This window comes from Streptomyces sp. NPDC058459, assembly GCF_042721685.1.
In the GTDB taxonomy this organism is placed as follows: Bacteria; Actinomycetota; Actinomycetes; order Streptomycetales; family Streptomycetaceae; genus Streptomyces.
Window position 1 is genome coordinate 1 of the sequence record NZ_JBHXLV010000143.1, and the last position, 17,011, is coordinate 17,011.

Annotated in this window: 13 protein-coding genes and 1 pseudogene; 5 read left to right on the forward strand and 9 right to left on the reverse strand. The window is 72.6% G+C overall.

Annotation, left to right across the window (positions count from 1 at the left end; all coding sequences use genetic code 11):
* Nucleotides 1-45: 45 nt before the first annotated feature.
* Both ACFWN1_RS23105 and ACFWN1_RS23110 read right to left on the reverse strand, forming a co-directional pair.
* Entirely contained in the window at nucleotides 46-1,422 is a 1,377-nt protein-coding gene (locus ACFWN1_RS23105; protein ID WP_384365005.1) for a hypothetical protein, read from the reverse strand.
* Nucleotides 1,423-1,481: 59 nt separating this feature from the next.
* Nucleotides 1,482-4,505, reverse strand: a complete 3,024-nt coding sequence (locus tag ACFWN1_RS23110; protein ID WP_384365008.1) for a glycoside hydrolase family 3 N-terminal domain-containing protein — start codon at nucleotides 4,503-4,505, stop codon at nucleotides 1,482-1,484.
* Nucleotides 4,506-4,764: 259 nt separating this feature from the next.
* On the opposite strand from ACFWN1_RS23110, the gene ACFWN1_RS23115 reads away from it, so the two are divergent.
* The gene (locus ACFWN1_RS23115; protein WP_384365011.1) at nucleotides 4,765-4,938 is read left to right on the forward strand and encodes a hypothetical protein; all 174 of its coding nucleotides are present in this window, start codon (nucleotides 4,765-4,767) and stop codon (nucleotides 4,936-4,938) included.
* A gap of 195 nt (nucleotides 4,939-5,133) precedes the next feature.
* Nucleotides 5,134-5,736, forward strand: a complete 603-nt coding sequence (locus ACFWN1_RS23120; protein ID WP_384365014.1) for a GPP34 family phosphoprotein — start codon at nucleotides 5,134-5,136, stop codon at nucleotides 5,734-5,736.
* 19 nt (nucleotides 5,737-5,755) lie between these two features.
* Here ACFWN1_RS23120 and cimA read toward each other — a convergent pair whose 3' ends face one another.
* The 5 genes from cimA to ACFWN1_RS23145 all read right to left on the reverse strand — a co-directional run bounded on the left by cimA (nucleotide 5,756) and on the right by ACFWN1_RS23145 (nucleotide 11,497).
* Nucleotides 5,756-7,360, reverse strand: a complete 1,605-nt coding sequence (gene cimA, locus ACFWN1_RS23125) for a citramalate synthase (protein WP_384365017.1) — start codon at nucleotides 7,358-7,360, stop codon at nucleotides 5,756-5,758.
* A 369-nt stretch (nucleotides 7,361-7,729) separates the two neighbouring features.
* Nucleotides 7,730-8,818 (reverse strand): branched-chain amino acid aminotransferase, encoded by a 1,089-nt coding sequence (locus ACFWN1_RS23130; RefSeq protein ID WP_384365020.1) that lies wholly within the window; start codon nucleotides 8,816-8,818, stop codon nucleotides 7,730-7,732.
* A 288-nt stretch (nucleotides 8,819-9,106) separates the two neighbouring features.
* The gene (locus ACFWN1_RS23135; RefSeq protein WP_384365023.1) at nucleotides 9,107-10,150 is read right to left on the reverse strand and encodes a 3-isopropylmalate dehydrogenase; all 1,044 of its coding nucleotides are present in this window, start codon (nucleotides 10,148-10,150) and stop codon (nucleotides 9,107-9,109) included.
* A gap of 87 nt (nucleotides 10,151-10,237) precedes the next feature.
* Entirely contained in the window at nucleotides 10,238-10,369 is a 132-nt protein-coding gene (locus ACFWN1_RS23140; RefSeq protein ID WP_086690483.1) for a hypothetical protein, read from the reverse strand.
* A gap of 225 nt (nucleotides 10,370-10,594) precedes the next feature.
* The gene (locus ACFWN1_RS23145) at nucleotides 10,595-11,497 is read right to left on the reverse strand and encodes a LysR family transcriptional regulator (RefSeq protein ID WP_384365026.1); all 903 of its coding nucleotides are present in this window, start codon (nucleotides 11,495-11,497) and stop codon (nucleotides 10,595-10,597) included.
* Between the two features lie 104 nt (nucleotides 11,498-11,601).
* Here ACFWN1_RS23145 and ACFWN1_RS23150 point away from each other — a divergent pair, with 104 nt between their 5' ends.
* Complete coding sequence (locus ACFWN1_RS23150) at nucleotides 11,602-12,594, forward strand: zinc-binding dehydrogenase (protein ID WP_384365029.1); 993 nt, start codon at nucleotides 11,602-11,604, stop codon at nucleotides 12,592-12,594.
* 83 nt (nucleotides 12,595-12,677) lie between these two features.
* Here ACFWN1_RS23150 and pruA read toward each other — a convergent pair whose 3' ends face one another.
* Both pruA and ACFWN1_RS23160 read right to left on the reverse strand, forming a co-directional pair.
* Complete coding sequence (gene pruA, locus ACFWN1_RS23155) at nucleotides 12,678-14,309, reverse strand: L-glutamate gamma-semialdehyde dehydrogenase (RefSeq protein WP_384365032.1); 1,632 nt, start codon at nucleotides 14,307-14,309, stop codon at nucleotides 12,678-12,680.
* Nucleotides 14,310-14,348: 39 nt separating this feature from the next.
* Nucleotides 14,349-15,275, reverse strand: coding sequence for a proline dehydrogenase family protein (locus ACFWN1_RS23160; protein WP_384365035.1), 927 nt, complete (start codon nucleotides 15,273-15,275; stop codon nucleotides 14,349-14,351).
* Nucleotides 15,276-15,441: 166 nt separating this feature from the next.
* On the opposite strand from ACFWN1_RS23160, the gene ACFWN1_RS23165 reads away from it, so the two are divergent.
* Both ACFWN1_RS23165 and ACFWN1_RS23170 read left to right on the forward strand, forming a co-directional pair.
* The gene (locus ACFWN1_RS23165; protein ID WP_384365038.1) at nucleotides 15,442-16,635 is read left to right on the forward strand and encodes a PucR family transcriptional regulator; all 1,194 of its coding nucleotides are present in this window, start codon (nucleotides 15,442-15,444) and stop codon (nucleotides 16,633-16,635) included.
* 9 nt (nucleotides 16,636-16,644) lie between these two features.
* Nucleotides 16,645-16,971, forward strand: a pseudogene (locus ACFWN1_RS23170) (MFS transporter); the annotation flags it as partial.
* Nucleotides 16,972-17,011: the final 40 nt, after the last annotated feature.

Genomic DNA, 17,011 nt, shown 5'->3' on the forward strand with positions numbered 1-17,011 from the left:
GGGGAACGGGGCGCTCACGCGTCGTGCGGTGGGGGGTCCGGGGTGTCAGAAGCCGCCGCCTCCGAAGTCCCCGCCGCCCCCGACGTCGCCGCCACCGCCGAAGTCCCCGCCGCCGAAGCCGTCGCTGAAGCCGCCCGGATCGAAGTCGGTGCCGGACATGTCGCCGCCCTGGAAACCGCCCTGGTCGCCGAAGTCGCCGTAACCGCCGCCGAAGTCGGCCGCGTAGGACGGGGTGGCCATCATGCCGCCGAGCATGGTGCCGACGAGCAGACCGGGCAGCAGGCCGCCGCCGAAGTAACCGCCGGCCCAGGGGCCGTACGCCGGTCCCGCGTCCCAGTAGGCGCGGCGGCCGTACTCGGTCTCGACCTCGCGCGTCGCCGGTTCGCGGCCGTCGGCCAGCCGGGCGGCGTCGGCCGCGCACACCGGCACCTCGCGGGCGCTGCCGCCGGCCGGTGTCCAGGTGGCGTCGGTGACGGACGGGCCGTGCCGGGGGTCGAAGAAGCAGGGCGGACGCCGCTCGGGCAGCGGCCGCTTCTCCCGGCGGGCGCCGAGCACGGCGAGGGAGTAACGGCCGTCCTCCAGCGCCTCCGTGACCCCGCGCACGTCCTCCGGCTTCCGCGCCTCGGCCATGCGGCGCTTGGCGTCGTCGTAGGCGTTCAGCGCGTTCTCGTAGTCGGTGCGCATCGTGTCGTCGGCGCCGGGCTCGCCGGGCTGGAAGTCGAGGCGGTCGAGTTCCTCGCCGAAGGCGGTGATGTCCTCGTCCACGACGACCCGCAGCCGGTCCAGCGCGGCCTGCTGCTCCGCCTCACGGCGGCGCCGGTTGCGGCGGCTGAGGGTGTAGACCCCGGCGCCGCCCGCCACCACGACCGCCCCGGCGACGATCAGGGCGGTGGTGGAGACCCCGCCGCCCTCGTCGGAGGAGCCCCAGGAGGAGGGGGCGTGGCCGCGCACGGTGTCCAGTGCGCGGCCGGTGAAGTCGGTGAGCTGGGCCTTGGCGCCCTCGCCCCGCACACTGGAGACCAGGTTCTGCCGGGCGGTGGCGGACATGACCGCCGGGTCGGAGCCGGCGGCGAAGCGGTCGCCGACGCGGATGCCGTACAGGCCGGTGATGCCGGTGGCCGAACGGACGTCGCCCAGGACGCTCTTGGTCGGGTAGTCGTCGGGGAGGACCACGACGAACACCGGCTTGCCCGCGTCCTCGATCTTCCTGGCGAGCGCGTCGGCGTCGGCGCGGGAGAGCTGCCCGGAGGCGGCCGGATCGACGTAGACCGGGCTCTTGCGCAGGGCCTGGCCGATGGTGGAGGCGCTGGTGAAGGCGCTGGCCGCCGGTGCGAACGCGAACAGGGGCACCAGGGCCATCGCCAGCGCCGCGAGCAGAGACGCGGAGAGGCTTCGGGCGCGGGTCGAGAGCACGGCCTTCATGCTTCGACGCTACCCGAAGCCTCCCCTGTTCGGTCAGGTGTGCGGACCCTCGACGCTGGTCAGCGGGCCGCCCGGTACGCCTGGAGCAGCTTCAGCAGTGCCTGTCCGTACCGACCGGTGAGCAGAGCGTGGTCGGCCTCGGCGAAGGGCTTCGCCACGGCCGCCGTGATCCGCTGGCCCACCTTCTGCTGGACGATCAGCCGGGCCCGGGTGACCACCGCGCGTCCCCGCCGGTCGTCGTGCCGGCGCTCGGCGGTCGCGGCCGCCGCGCCGAGGGTGCTGAGCGCACCGCTCTTCGCCGTGACCCGCGTGGTCAGCCCCCACCCGTACGGGTACTGCGGGTCGTACGAGCTGTCGCCCACGTTGATCGGCAACTGGGCCTCGCTGCGCGGCCAGGTCACGGGGAGCTGCCCGGTGAAGGGCCGCCTGCCGTAGAGCACGTCGGCGACGCCGGCGCCCTCGGTGCCGGGCAGCCAGGACGCCACCAGGGCGTCGATCTTCCCGAGCCGGTCGCCGAGCAGCAGCGGGCGGCCGGAGACGGTGAGCACCACGCACCTCATGGCGCCGCACACCTTGTCCACGGCGGCCCGGTCGGCGGCGGACAGGGTCAGCTCATGACCGTTGCCCACATCGCCGACGCCCTCGGCGTAGGGGGTCTCCCCCACGACGACCACGCCCACGTCCTGTCCCGCCGTCGGCGCGGAGGCGTCCTTGGAGTAGGTGACCTGCCCGCCGGCCTCGCGGATGCCGGCGAGGATGGTGGTGCCCTTGGTGATGTTCCCGGAGGACCCCTGCCAGGTGATGGTCCAGCCACCGGACTGGTTGCCGATGTCGTCCGCGTCGGACCCGGCCACGTAGACCTTCTGGCTCTTGCGGAGCGGCAGCAGGCCGCCGTCGTTCTTCAGCAGCACCTGGGACTTGGCGACGGCCTCGCGGGCGACGGCCCGGTGCGCCGGGGAGCCGATCGCGGCAGCGGCGGAGGTGTCGGCGTAGGGGTGCTCGAAGAGGCCGAGGCGGAACTTCTGGGTGAGGACGCGGGAGACGGCGTCGTCGATCCGCCGCTCGCCGATCCGGCCGGCCTTCACCTCGGCGGTCAGGGCCCCGGTGAACTCCTTGTAGCTGTAGGGGACCATCATCATGTCGACGCCCGCGCCGACCGAGGTGCGGACCTGGGTCGCGTAGTCGCCGGGGAGCTGGTCGACCGCGTTCCAGTCGCTGATGACGAAGCCGTCGAAGCCCAGCCGGCCCTTGAGCACACCGTTGATCATGTCGGCGCGGGCGTGCATCTTGACGGGTCCGCGTCCGTCACCGATCACGTCGAGCGAGGAGTACGAGGGCATCACGGTGCCGACGCCCCGCTTCACCGCGTCCCGGTACGGCGCGAGGTGCACGGCCTCCAACTGCCGCCGGGTGAGGGTGGAGACGCCCTGGTCGACGGTGTAGGTGCCGGTGGTGGAGGAGCCGTAGGCGGTGCCGCCGTCGGCGACGAAGTGCTTGGCGGTGGCCAGCACCTTGTCGTTGCGGGAGAGTTCGCTGCCGTCCGCTCTGCCCTGGAGGCCCTGGATCACGGTCTCCATCGACTGGACCAGCGCCGGGTCCTCGCCGAAGGACTCGTAGGAGCGGCCCCAGCGTTCGTCGCGGCTGACGCAGAGGCAGGGCGCGAAGTCCCAGGGGACGCCGGTGGCGCGGACCTCGGAGGCGGTCACCACCGCGGTGCGCTGGGCGAGCGCCGGGTCACGGGTCGCGCCGACGCCGATGTTGTGCGGCAGAACGGTGGCGCCGGTGAGGTTGTTGTGGCCGTGGACGGCGTCGACCCCGTAGATCAGCGGGATCTGGAACCGCGTCGCCCTGGCGCGCAGCTGGAAGCCGTCGATCATCTTCGCCCACGCGGCCCGGGTGTTCGGGGTGGGCGTGGAGCCGCCGCCGGAGAGCAGGGAGCCCAGGTCGTAGGCGGCGATGTCGTTCTGGTCGGAGACGGCGCCGCGCTCGGCCTGGGTCATCTGCCCGGCCTTCTCCGCGAGCGACATCCGCCCGAGCAGATCGGCGACCCGCTTGCGCACCGGCAACTCGGCGTCCAGGTACGGGAGTCCGTGGGCATCGATGATGATCTTCGGGTCCTCCGCCGGGGGCTTGGCGCCGGTGACGGTGAGCTTCAGGGGTACCGTCTCGGCGGCTTCGGCGGAGCGGTCCTTCAGGGTGGTGACCTTCACCGTCCTGGAGGTCCCGGAGGGGGTGCCGGCCGGGAAGGTGAGGGTGCCGGAGGCGGGCGTGTAGTCCGTGCCGGGGCGGGCGGTGCCCTCGCCGGTGGCGTACGCGACGGTCACCGGGGAGGTGACGGGAGCCGCGTCGGTGGTGGCGAGGGTGACGCGGACGCTCGCCGTGCCGCCCTCCTTCACCGGGCGGACGGCGGTGTCGGTGGTGACGGAGGCGCGCAGCGCCGGGTCGGCGGCGCCGTACAGCTCGACGCCGTCCATGGCGAAGCGGCCCTTGACGCCGGTCGGGAGGGTGACCGCGTAGCCCCACATCCGGGTGAGGCCGAGGACGTGGTCGATGCCGCCGACCGGCTGGTAGTCCGTGCGGTAGGTGAACGCGGAGAACGGCAGCTCGATCCGTTTCCAGCCGGTGAAGTCGTCGCTGAAGGAGGTCGTCCACAGCTCGGACGCCTCGCCGTGCGCGCCGCCGTCCTTGATCTCGAAGGTGATCTTCTTGCCGCTGTTCTGCCCGTCCCACCACAGGCGCACCCCTCGGTGGGCGGACCAGTCGTGGGCGGGGGCGGTCGCGGCGTAGTCGTGGGTGAAGCCGCCGTAGCCGCTGATGTCGTAGCTGCCGGTGAGCACCTTGGCGCCTTCGGGGGCATCGGCGCGGGCGGTCAGCGCCAGGGTGGGCGGGTCGTCGCTGTCGCCGCCCCAGGTGAAGATGCCCTCGGCGGGCTGGGCGGCGAAGGGCACCTCGCCCTCGAAGCGGTCGACCGGCACCGGGGCCGGGTCGGGACCGTCGGCGCCGGACGCGGGGGCGATGCCTCCGGCCAGCGGGAGCAGTGCGGTCAGCAGAGCGGTGGAGACGAGCAGGGCGGTTCTGCGCATGGACCTTCCCTCGACTCTTGGTTCACTCGATGACGTGGCGTTCACTCATGCCTTAGCTCACGGCTTGAGTGAACTGGGGCCACCTGGACCTCGTCAACCCTCCGCACGTGACATGACGCTCCGTCAACTGATAAAGTGGGAAGTCGAGTTGTGCGTCCGCCTTCTGAACGCGCCGCCCCGGCGCCGCCCGGAGCCGTCCTTCACCCACGGCTCGTACGTCACTGTTCCCCCGTCCCCCACCCTTGAAGGGCGGCGCCCCATGAGACGACCCCTACGTCCGGCCCGGCTGCTGCTGGCCGCGCTGATGATGATCGCCGGGATCATCAAGCTCGCCACCCCGGCCGCGCACGCGGCGGACGAGCCGGTCACGGCCTGGCTCACCACCACCGGCGACTCCGCCGGACGGCACGTCGTACACGGCCTGGAGCCGTAGAGCCCGTTCGCCGGGCTCGCGCGCAAGTGCCTGGACGTCACGGACAGCTGCTCCTCGGCCGACGGGGCGCGGGCCCGGCCGTGGCCGTGCACCGGGGCGGCCGACCGGACTGGACGCTGAGGTGGGACGGCCTGGGTTTCCGGCGCGGGTGATGGTGGTACCTGCGCGGTAACGACCATGACCGGGGAGCCCGAGATGACCACACCGCAGGATCTGCTGTTCGTCGCGCTGGACGTGCCCGCCGACCGGCCCGTGGAACAGGGGGACCTGTCGCTGGCGCTGGCCGCCGCGGAGCTGCTCGACCTGCTCACCGCCCAGGTGGTCACCCTGCGGGACGACCGGATCGTCCCCGTCTCCGGGCACCTCACCGGCGAACCGATGCTGGACAAGGCGGCCGGGGCGCTGATCCGGACCGAGCCGTACGAGAGCGCCGAGGACTGGCTGTGGCGGCGCGGGGACGGGCTCTCCGCCGCCTACCGGGACGCGCTGGAGCACGCGGAGCCGTCGGGCACCGGACTGCGGCAGCTGTTCCGGCGCGCCGACCGCTCGGTGGACCACATCGACTCCGAGGCCCGGCGGCACGCGGCCGACCGGTGGGCCCGGCACGAACCGCTCCTCGTGGGCCTCGCCGCCGCCCTCGGCATCGAGGAGCCCGAGCACGAGGCCGCGAGCACCGAGGACGACCGGGTGGCGGTCGTCCTCGCCGCGCTCGGGGAGGCACTGACCGAGCTGGAGGCGGTACGCCAGCGGCGGCGGATCGAGGAGGACGCGTTCGACAACGTCTGGCGCGCCCCCTGACCGCCGCGACCGCTCCCCGCTACTCGGCAGGTGCGACGCCCGCGCGCAGCAGCCCGTAGGTGCAGGCGTCCTCCAGGGCCTGCCAGGAGGCGGCGATGACGTTCTCCCCGACGCCGACCGTGGACCACTCCCCCGCGCCGTCACTGGTGGAGATCAGCACGCGGGTGGTGGAGCGGGTACCGGAGGCGCCCTCCAGGATGCGGACCTTGTAGTCCACCAGCTCCAGCTTGGCGAGCTGCGGGTAGATCTTCTCCAGCGCCACCCTGAGCGCCTGGTCGAGGGCGTTGACCGGGCCGTTGCCCTCGGCGGTGGCGACGATCCGCTCGCCCTTGGCCCACAGCTTCACGGTGGCCTCGTTGGCGTGGGTGCCGTCGGGGCGGTCCTCCACGATGGCCCGCCAGGACTCCACCTCGAAGTACTTCAGCGGCGCGCCCTGGGCCTCGGCGCGCAGCAGCAGCTCGAAGGAGGCGTCGGCGGCCTCGTACGTGTAGCCCTTCAGCTCGCGTTCCTTGACGCGCTCGACGACCCGGCCGATCAGGGCGCGGTCGCCGCCGAGGTCGACGCCGAGTTCCCGGCCCTTCAGCTCGATGGAGGCACGTCCGGCCATGTCGGAGACGAGCATCCGCATGGTGTTGCCGACCCGCTCGGGGTCGATGTGCTGGTAGAGGTCGGGGTCGACCTTGATGGCGGAGGCGTGCAGGCCCGCCTTGTGGGCGAAGGCGGAGACACCCACGTAGGGCTGGTGGGTGGAGGGGGTGAGGTTGACGACCTCGGCGATGGCGTGCGAGATCCGGGTGGTCTCGCTCAGGTGGCCGTCGGGGAGGACCTTCTTGCCGTACTTCAGCTCCAGCGCGGCGACCACCGGGAAGAGGTTGGCGTTGCCGACGCGCTCGCCGTAGCCGTTGGCCGTGCACTGGACGTGGGTGGCGCCCGCGTCGACGGCGGCGAGGGTGTTGGCGACGGCGCAGCCGGTATCGTCCTGGGCGTGGATGCCGAGCCGGGCGCCGGTGTCGGCGAGTACGGTGCCGACGACCGCGCTGATCTGCGCCGGGAGCATGCCGCCGTTGGTGTCGCAGAGGACGACCACGTCGGCGCCGGCGTCGGAGGCGGTGCGGACGACGGCCTTGGCGTACTCGGGGTTGGCGCGGTAGCCGTCGAAGAAGTGCTCGCAGTCGACGAAGACCCGGCGGCCCTCGGCGTGGAGGTGGGCGACGGTGTCCCGGATCATCTCCAGGTTCTCGTCCAGCGTGGTGCGCAGCGCCAGCTCCACATGCCGGTCGTGGGCCTTGGCGACCAGCGTGACGACCGGTGCGCCGGACTCCAGCAGCGCCCTGACCTGCGGGTCGTCGGCTGCTTTGGCGCCGGGGCGGCGGGTGGCGCCGAAGGCGACGAGGGACGCGTGGTCGAGGCGCAGTTCCTCGCGGGCGCGGGCGAAGAACTCCGTGTCGCGCGGGTTGGCGCCGGGCCAGCCGCCCTCGATGAAGCCGACGCCGAAGTCGTCCAGGTGCCGTGCGATGGCCAGCTTGTCCGCGACGGTGAGGTTGATGCCCTCGCGCTGTGCGCCGTCGCGCAGCGTGGTGTCGAAGACGTGGAACGAATCGTCGAGCTCGCTGGTTGCGGTCATGGTCTGAAGGCTCCTGTTGTGAATGTCGGTCTTACCGGAAATGACCGGCTCCACCGTTCCCCCCATGGTCCCTCGCGCTTCGCCGCCGGCTGCGGTTGGGCCGGAAAACGAAAAAACCCCTCGCGGGTGCGAGAGGTGTGCGCGCGGGTCGAGGACGACGGTGCCACCCGCATGTGGTCGTGCGAGGTGGTCACTGCGGACCGGCGCGCCTGCTGCCCATAATCATGGTGAGCGAGAGCACGGGGGAATTCTGGCACAGAACGCCCGCCGTCCCACGGGGTATCTCAGTATGCGGGCCGGGTCGTCCGGGTGTGGACCGCCCCGGAGCCCCGGGGCGGTCCCACGTGGGGGTGACTGGCCTGGGGGTGACTAGCCGATGCGGTGCATCCAGCCGTGCTGGTCCCCGGTGGTGCCGCGCTGGATGTCCAGCAGGGCCTGGCGGAGGCGGACGGTGACCTCGCCGGGCTCGCCGCCGCTCTGCTTCCACTCCGCGCCGGCCCGCTTGACCGTGCCGACCGGGGTGATCACGGCGGCGGTGCCGCAGGCGAAGACCTCGGTGAGGGTGCCGTTCTCGGTGTCGCGCTGCCAATGGTCGACCGAGATCCGGCCCTCCTCGGCCTGGTAGCCGAGGTCGCGGGCGACGGCCAGCAGGGAGTCACGGGTGACGCCCTCCAGGATGGAGCCGGTGAGGGCGGGGGTGACGATCCTGTCGCCGTACACGAAGCACAGGTTCATGCCGCCCAGTTCCTCGACCCAGCTGTGCTCGACGGCGTCGAGGTAGCAGACCTGGTCGCAGCCCCTGGCGGCGGCCTCGGCCTGGGCGAGCAGGGAGGCCGCGTAGTTGCCGCCGGTCTTGGCGTCGCCCACGCCGCCGGGGACGGCGCGGACTCGGTCCTCGGAGACCCAGATCGACACCGGCTTCACGCCGCCCTGGAAGTAGGCGCCGGCCGGGGAGGCGATGACGAGGAACAGGTACTCGTTGGACGGCTTCACGCCCAGGCCGACCTCGGTGCCGATCATGAAGGGGCGCAGGTAGAGGGAGTCCTCGCCGCCGTGTGCGGGCACCCAGTCGATGTCCTGGGCGATCAGCGCGTCGCACGCCTCGATGAAGGTCGCAACCGGCAGCTCGGGCATGCCGAGGCGGTGCGCGGAGCGCTGGAAGCGCAGGGCGTTCCGCTCGGGCCGGAAGGTGGCGACCGTGCCGTCGGGCTGCCGGTACGCCTTCAGGCCCTCGAAGATCTCCTGGGCGTAGTGCAGGACGTTGGTGGCCGGGTCGAGCGGGATCGGCGCGTACGGGACGAGCTGCCCGTCGTGCCAGCCGCGGCCCTCGGTCCACTTGATCGTCACCATGTGGTCGGTGAAGCGGCGGCCGAAGCCGGGGCTGGTCAGGATCGCCTCGCGCTCCGCGGTGGCGAGCGGGTGGGCGGAGGGCTTGAGCTCGATCGTGGGCGTCGTCATGGGCGGCAGTCCTTCTCTTCCTGGCGTGGGACGGGCGGCGCCGGCTGAGCGGCCGGTGCCTCGGGTCACCCCCGGCAGGGCGCGGCACCGGTGGTGGCGGGCCGCGCTCAAACCGTCCGGGCATCCCCTGATATCGCGGCTCCGCGTTCGATTATCGCGCGGCGGGGGCGCCGGAAGGAATCGGGGTGAAGACGGCCCGGGGCCCGATGGTGGCACCCCGCGCGGACACGGCAAAGGGCCGCCGGGCGCCTGAAGCGACCCGGCGGCCTTTTCACGGGGCCTTACGGGTCAGCCGGTCACCCGGCCTACGAGCGCGTCGCCGATCTCGGCGGTGGTGCGGGGCGGCAGCCCGCCGCGCTCGGTGAGGTCGGTGGCCACGGCCGCGTCCACCCGGTCGGCCTCGGCGTCGTACCCGAGGTGACGCAGCAGCAGGGCGACGGAGAGGACCGTGGCGGTGGGGTCGGCCTTGCCCTGACCTGCGATGTCCGGGGCGGAGCCGTGCACCGGCTCGAACATGGACGGGTACGTACGGGCCGGGTTGATGTTGCCCGACGCGGCCACGCCGATGCCGCCGGAGACGGCCGCCGCGAGGTCGGTGATGATGTCGCCGAAGAGGTTGTCGGTGACGATCACGTCGAAGCGCCCGGGATCGGTCACCAGGTAGATGGTGGCCGCGTCCACATGGATGTACTCGGTGGTGACCTCGGGGTACTCGCCGGCCACCTGGTTGAAGACGTTGGTCCACAGGTGCCCGGCGAAGGTGAGCACGTTGTTCTTGTGGACCAGGGTGAGCTTCTTGCGCGGGCGGGCCTGGGCACGGGCGAAGGCGTCCCGGACGACGCGCTCGACACCGTAGGCGGTGTTCACCGAGACCTCGGTGGCGACCTCGTGCCCGGTGCCGGTGCGGATGGTGCCGCCGTTGCCCGTGTAGGGGCCCTCGGTGCCCTCGCGGACCACGACGAAGTCGATCTCCGGCTGGCCGGCGAGCGGGGTGGCGACGCCGGGGAGCAGCTTGGAGGGGCGCAGGTTCACGTGGTGGTCGAAGGCGAACCGGAGCTTCAGCAGGAAGCCGCGCTCCAGCACGCCGGACGGCACCGACGGGTCGCCGATGGCGCCGAGCAGGATGGCGTCGTGGGCCTTGAGGGCGTCGAGGTCGGCGTCGGTGAGGGTCTCACCGGTGGCGTGGTAGCGCCGGGCGCCGAAGTCGTACTCCCTGGTCTCCAGCTTCACGTCCTGGGGCAGGACGGCGGAGAGGACCTTGAGACCCTCGGTCACGACCTCCTGGCCGATGCCGTCCCCGGGGATCACTGCGAGATCGATGCTGCGAGACATGTCCGGCACCTTACTCCGCGTCCCACGGGATGACACGGACCGTCCGCGATGCGGACGGCGGACGGCCCGTCAAGCGGTCGGTCCGGCTCAGTGGCCGGTCTCGCCGCCGTTGTCCCGGCGGTCGAGGGCGCGTTGGAGGGCGGCGGCGGCCTGCGCGCGGTCGGTGTCGTTCGAGCGGGAGGCGTGGCGCACGCGGCGGCGGACGGTCGTCTCGGCCATGGGAAATCGACTCCTTCGACAGAGTGGTTGCACGGCAGCGATGAGCTGTGAGACGCCGGAAGGGGCGGAGAGCGCACGCCGCAGGGGTTGCCTGCGCGGGGCGCGGCTCACGACCGCCCTTCGCTGGATGGAGCGATTCGTTCGGCTCATCCCAAGCTAAGGGACCGGGCCGCACCTGTCTGCATGGTTACTCGGACTTCCTACTATCTGAGACGGCGCGTCGCCTCACCCCGCCGTGACCTGCGTCTTCCCCGGCTGGGGATGGAGGGCCCGCACCTCGCGGACGAGCGCCCGCACGGCCGCGGTGGCGGCCAGTTCGGGCGTGGTCACATAGCCGACCGCGCGGTGCGGGCGCTCGGGCCCGAGGTCGGTGACGGCCACGGAGGGCGGCACGGTGGCGAGCGACAGCGCGGGCATGACGGCCATCCCGAGACCGCTGCCCACCATCGCCAGTACCGCCCCGTCGTCCTCGGCGCGCACGCTCGCGGCCGGCAGCCAGTCCTGGGCGGCCCACCAGGACCGGGTGTGGGAGCCGCAGTTCTCGGCCCAGTCGACCAGGGGCAGGGTGCGCGGGGCGGGGTGCCCGGCCGGGTGCACCAGGGAGTACGGCTCCCGCAGCAGCACCCCGCCGACCAGGCCGTGCGGCAGCGAGCCGTCCCCGAGGGTGGCGATGCCGAGGTCGGCCCGGCCGGCGGCGACCTCGCCCGCGGTGCCGGGGCCCACCTCCCGTACGACGCTGACGCGGACCTCGACGCCGGGGTGCCGGGCGGCGAGCCGCTCCAGGGCGGGGGGCAGCAACTGGAGGGCCGCGCTGCGGAAGGCGGCCACGCGCAGCGGTCCGGCGATCTCCCCGGCGTCCGCGCTCCGGGCGTCGGCGGCCAGCGCCGCCAGCATCCGCAGCACACGCCGGGCGTGGGCGGCGGCCCGCTCCCCGGCGGGGGTCGGCCGGGCGCCGAACCGGCCGCGCTCGAAGAGGACGACACCCAGCTTGCGTTCGATGCCGCGCACCGCGTGCGAGACGGCCGACTGGGTCGTGCCCAGCCGGACGGCCGCGGTCGAGAACCCGCCCTCCTCGGCCACGGCGACGAGGGTCCGCAGCTCCTGCGGGGCGAGGTCGGCTGCGGTCACGTCGAGGCTCCCACCTGCTGTGATGAGCGTGGCTCATGGATCAGCGCGTCGCATGAGCCCAACCCCCTGCCCGGCCCCGCCATTCCCCGCCTACGGTCCCGGGCATGACAGAGACCGCGCTCACCGTGCAGCAGACCGCCCGCCCGACCGGCTTCCCGGCCGCGGGCCACTTCCGCTTCGCGGAGTCCCCCGTGCCCGAACCGGCTCCCGGCACCGCCCTGGTGGAGAACCTGTGGTGGTCGGTGGACCCGTACCACCGCGAGATGATGGACGGCGACTTCGCGCTGCACGCCCCGCTGGAGGGCCGGACCCTGGGCCGGGTCGTCGCCTCCCGGACCCCGGAGATCCCCGAGGGTGAGGTCGTCTTCCACCGGCTGGGCTGGCGTACGCACGCCGTGGTCAGCCCCGAGGAGGTCAGGCACCTCCCCCACCACCCGGGCGTGCCGCTGTCGGCGTATCTGAGCGTGCTCGGCGGCACCGGCCTCACCGCGTACGTGGGCCTCACCCGGATCGCCCGGCTGCGGGAGGGCGAGGACCTGTTCGTCTCCGGTGCGGCGGGCGGGGTCGGCACGGCCGCCGGCCGCTTCGCCCGGCTGCTGGGCGCGGGCCGGCTGACCGGCAGCGCGGGCTCACCGGAGAAGGTCAAGTACCTGACGGAGCAGGTCGGTTACGACGCCGCCTTCGACTACCACGACGGCCCCGTGGCCGCACTCCTCGCCGAGGCGGCCCCGGACGGCGTCGACGTGTTCCTGGACAACGTCGGCGGCGAGCACCTGGGCGCGGCGATCGGCGCGCTGCGGGAACACGGGCGGGCGGTCCGCGTCGGCACGATCAGCCAGTACAACGACCCGGCCGCCCCGCCCGTGGTCTTCGACCACTCCGCCGTGGTGGAGAGGCAGCTGCGCGTCGAGGGCTTCCTGGTGAGGGATTACAGGGCCGTCCAGGAGGAGTTGTACGAGTTCGCCGTCCCGCCTCTGCTGAGCGGTGCGCTGTCCCTGGACGAGACGGTGGTGGACGGCTTCGAACTGATCGTGGAGGCGTTCCTCCTGATGCTGCGCGGCGGCAACACGGGCAAGATCCTGGTGCGCAAGGTGTGAGCGGGGAGCACGACGGCCCGGCGAGCCTGTTCGGGGCGGGCTCGCCGGGCCGGATCGTGGGGGCCGCCGGGGCCCGGGGGGGGTCAGCCCATGTGCGGGTAGCCGTACTCGGTCGGCGGGACCAGGGTCTCCTTGATGGCGCGGGTCAGGGTCCAGCGCATCAGGTTCTGCGGGGCGCCGGCCTTGTCGTCCGTGCCGGAGGCGCGGCCGCCGCCGAAGGGCTGCTGGCCGACGACGGCGCCGGTGGACTTGTCGTTGATGTAGAAGTTGCCCGCCGCGTAGCGGAGCTTCTCCATCGTGTACGCCGCCGCCGCGCGGTCGCCCGAGATGACCGAGCCGGTGAGGGCGTAGTCCGAGACCGACTCCATCTGGGTCAGCATCTCGTCGTAACTGTCGTCCTCGTAGACGTGCACGGCGAGGATCGGGCCGAAGTACTCGGTGCGGAAGACCTCGTTGTCGGGGTCGGAGCACTCGATGACGGTCGGGCGGATGAAGTAGCCCACCGAGTCGTCGTAGGAGCCGCCCGCGACGATCGTGCAGGTGGGGTCCTCGGCGGCGCGATCGATGGCGGCCTTGTTCTTGGCGAAGGAGCGCTCGTCGATGACCGCGCCGATGAAGTTCGACAGGTCGGTGACGTCGCCCATGGTGATGCCGTCGATCTCGGCCGCGAACTCCTCCTTGAAACCGGAGTTCCAGATGGAGGCCGGGACGTAGGCGCGGGAGGTGGCCGAGCACTTCTGCCCCTGGTACTCGAAGGAGCCGCGGGTCAGCGCGGTCTTCAGCACGGCGCGGTCGGCGCTCGGGTGCGCGACCACGAAGTCCTTGCCGCCGGTCTCGCCGACCAGGCGCGGGTAGGCGCGGTACTTCTCGATGTTGTTGCCGACCGTCTTCCACAGGTACTGGAAGGTCTTGGTCGAGCCGGTGAAGTGGATGCCGGCGAGGTCCCGGTGCTCCAGGGCGACCTCGGAGACGGCGATGCCGTCGCCGGTGACCAGGTTGATGACGCCCTTGGGCAGCCCGGCCTCCTCCAGCAGCCTCATCAGCAGCACGGCGGCGTGGGTCTGCGTCGGGGACGGCTTCCAGACCACCACGTTGCCCATGAGGGCGGGCGCGGTGGGCAGGTTGGCGGCGATGGCCGAGAAGTTGAACGGCGTGATCGCGTAGACGAAGCCCTCCAGCGGGCGGTGGTCCATGCGGTTCCACACGCCCGGAGAGTTGGCCGGGGGCTGCTCGGCCAGGATCTGGCGGGCGTAGTGCACGTTGAAGCGCCAGAAGTCGACCAGCTCGCAGGGGCTGTCGATCTCGGCCTGCTGGGCGGTCTTGGACTGGCCCAGCATGGTGGAGGCGGCGATGGTCTCGCGCCAGGGGCCCGACAGCAGCTCGGCGGCGCGCAGGATGATCGCGGCGCGGTCGTCGAAGGACATCGCGCGCCAGGCCGGGGCGGCGGCCAGGGCGGCGTCGATGGCGTCCTGGGCGTCCTCGCGGGTGGCGCCCCGCAGGGTGCCGAGCACGGCCTTGTGGTTGTGCGGCTGGACCACCTGGAAGGTCTCGCCGCCGCCCATCCGCTTCTCGCCGCCGATGGTCATCGGCAGGTCGACCGGGTTCTCGGCCAGCTCCTTCAGCCTGGCCTCCAGCCGGGCGCGCTCGGGGCTGCCGGGGGCGTAGCCGTGCACCGGCTCGTTGACGGGGGTGGGGACCTGGGTCACAGCGTCCATGAGATCCGTAACTCCTTTGCTTTGAGCGGGTGTTCGGGCTCAGCCCTTGGTGATCATGCTGCGTACGAAGAACTGGAGGTTCGCCGGCTTCTCGGCGAGACGGCGCATGAAATAGCCGTACCAGTCGGTGCCGTAGGCGGTGTAGACACGCATGCGGTGCCCCTCGGCGGCCAGCCGCAGGTGCTCGTCGCCCCGGATGCCGTAGAGCATCTGGAACTCGTACTCGTCGAGCTTACGACCGGCGCGGTGCGCGAGTTCCTGGGCGATGGAGATGAGGCGGGGGTCGTGGGACCCGATCATCGGGTACCCCTCGCCCTCCATCAGCGTCTTCAGGACGCGGACGTACGCCTTGTCGATCTCGTGCTTCTGCTGGTACGCGACCTCGGCGGGCTCCTTGTAGGCGCCCTTGACCAGGCGGACCCGGCTGCCTGCCTCGGCCAGGCGGCGGGCGTCGGCCTCGGTGCGGAACAGGTACGCCTGGATGACGCAGCCGGTGTCGGGGAAGTCCTTCCGCAGCTCCTCGTGGATGGCGAACATCGAGTCGAGGGTGGTGTGGTCCTCGGCGTCCAGCGTGACCGTGGTGCCGATGGCGGCGGCGGCCTCGACGACCGGGCGGACGTTGGCGAGGGCCAGCTCGTGGCCGCCGGGCAGCGCTTGGCCGAACATGGAGAGCTTCACCGACATCTCGACCCGCTCGCCGAGGTCGAGGTCCCTCAGGTGGTCGACCAGCGCGAGGTAGGCGTCGCGGGCGGCGGCGGCCTGCTCGGGGGTGGTGATGTCCTCGCCGACGACGTCCATCGTCAGCTGCAGGCCCCTGGCGGTCAGCTCCACGATGACCGGGACGATGTCGTCCACGGTCTCGCCGGGGATGAACCGGTCGACGACCTGCTTGGTCACCGGGGCGGCCGAGATCAGACGACGCATCCGGTCGCTGCGCGAGGCGGCGAGAATCACGGGACCCAGCACGGGGCACCTCCACAACAAAAGCACCGAGGACGGCCGGGACCCGACGATTCGGGGACGGCACGGAGAACCACCGTGAAACCTAGGGATCTCTTCGATGGTGGGCCATCGACAGACGTCACGCATCCGATCACCGGTTCTCAGACAGATGTATGAAGAGCGCTCGGAAATGCGGCAGAATGCCCGGGTGGCGGCCGATTACAGAGATGACTACCAGGAGCTGGTGGACGAGATCTCGGAGCTGCTGGGCGCCCCGGCGACCCTGGAGAACCGGGACTTCGAGCTGATCGCCTTCGGCGCGTACGACAGTGAGGGCGAGCTGGACCCCACCGCGCTGGACCCGGTGCGGGCCCGCTCGATCCTGACCCGGCGCTCGACCTCGGCGGTGCGGGCGTGGTTCGAGGGCTTCGGCATCACCCGCGCGACGGAACCGGTGCGCATCCCGCCCACCCCGGAGGCCGGCGTCTACCGGGGCCGGATCTGTCTGCCGGTACGCCATCGGGGTGTCGTGCTCGGCTACGTGTGGCTGCTGGACGACGATCCCGGCCCGAGCGACGCCCAGCTGGCCGCCGCCATGCCGGTGACCGGGCGGATCGGCGCGCTGCTCGCCGACGAGGCGCGGGCGGGGGCTGGGCTCGGCCGGGAGCTGCGGGCGGTGCTCACGGCGGAGGACGGCTGGCAGCGGGACATGGCCGTCACCGAGCTGCGCACCGCGCTGAGCCCGCGCGCGGACGGCCCGCACACCGTGGTCTGCGTCGCCCCCTGGTTCTCCGCCGACCCCGACGACGCCCCCTCGGCGCGTACCGTTCCGCACGCCACCGCCCTGTGCACGGTGCCGTGGGGCGCGACGGCGCAGAGCCTCGCGGTACTGGTGCGGCTGCGCAGCACGGAGGTGACGGCCCCGGCGCTGGTGACGGCGTCGCGGCTGGTCAAGGAGGCGGAGGGCGCCGTCGTCGGGGTGGGGGTCGGTGAACCCCGCGTAGGGCTGGCCGAGTTGGGGACGGTGTGGCAGGAGGCGTCGGCGGCGGCGCGGGCCGCGCTGGCCGAGCCGAGGTTCGCGCCGGTGGCCGAGTGGCGGGGCATCGGCCCGTACCGGCTGCTGTCCGCGCTGCCGCCGAGGGCGGTCCAGGACCCGGTGGCGGCGCCGCTGCTCTCCCCCGCCCACCAGGAGCTGGCCCGCACCGCGGAGGTCTACCTCGACCGCGCGGGCCAGGCCGGCCGGGCGGCGGCCGAGCTGGGCATCCACCGCCAGACCCTCTACTACCGCCTGAGCCGCGTGGAACACCTGACCGGCCTGGACCTGGACGACGGCGAGGACCGGCTACTGCTGCACATGACACTGAAGCGGGCCCGCCTGGGCTGACCGTGCGGAGTCACGGCGGCCGGTACCGCCTCGTCGCTGATGGAGACGGCCACGGAGTTCGGTGGCGCGCCGGGCATGGCGGTGCTGGGCTCGGTCGGCGCGGCCGTGTACCGGCACCGGATGCCGTCCGGCACCCCGGCGGAGGCCCGCGAGACGCTCGGCGGCGCGCTGGTCACCGCCGCCCGGCTGCCCGGACGGTCCGGCGGGGCGCTGCTCGCCTCGGCGCGGGAGGCGTTCACCTCCGGGATGCACGCGGCGGCCCTCTTCGGGGCGATCGTGCTGGTGCTGACCGCGATCGGCGCCGCGCTGACCCTGGGCCGACGGGACGCGCGGTAACCGCCGGACGCCGGAGCGCCGGGCGGCCCGAAAAGCGGGG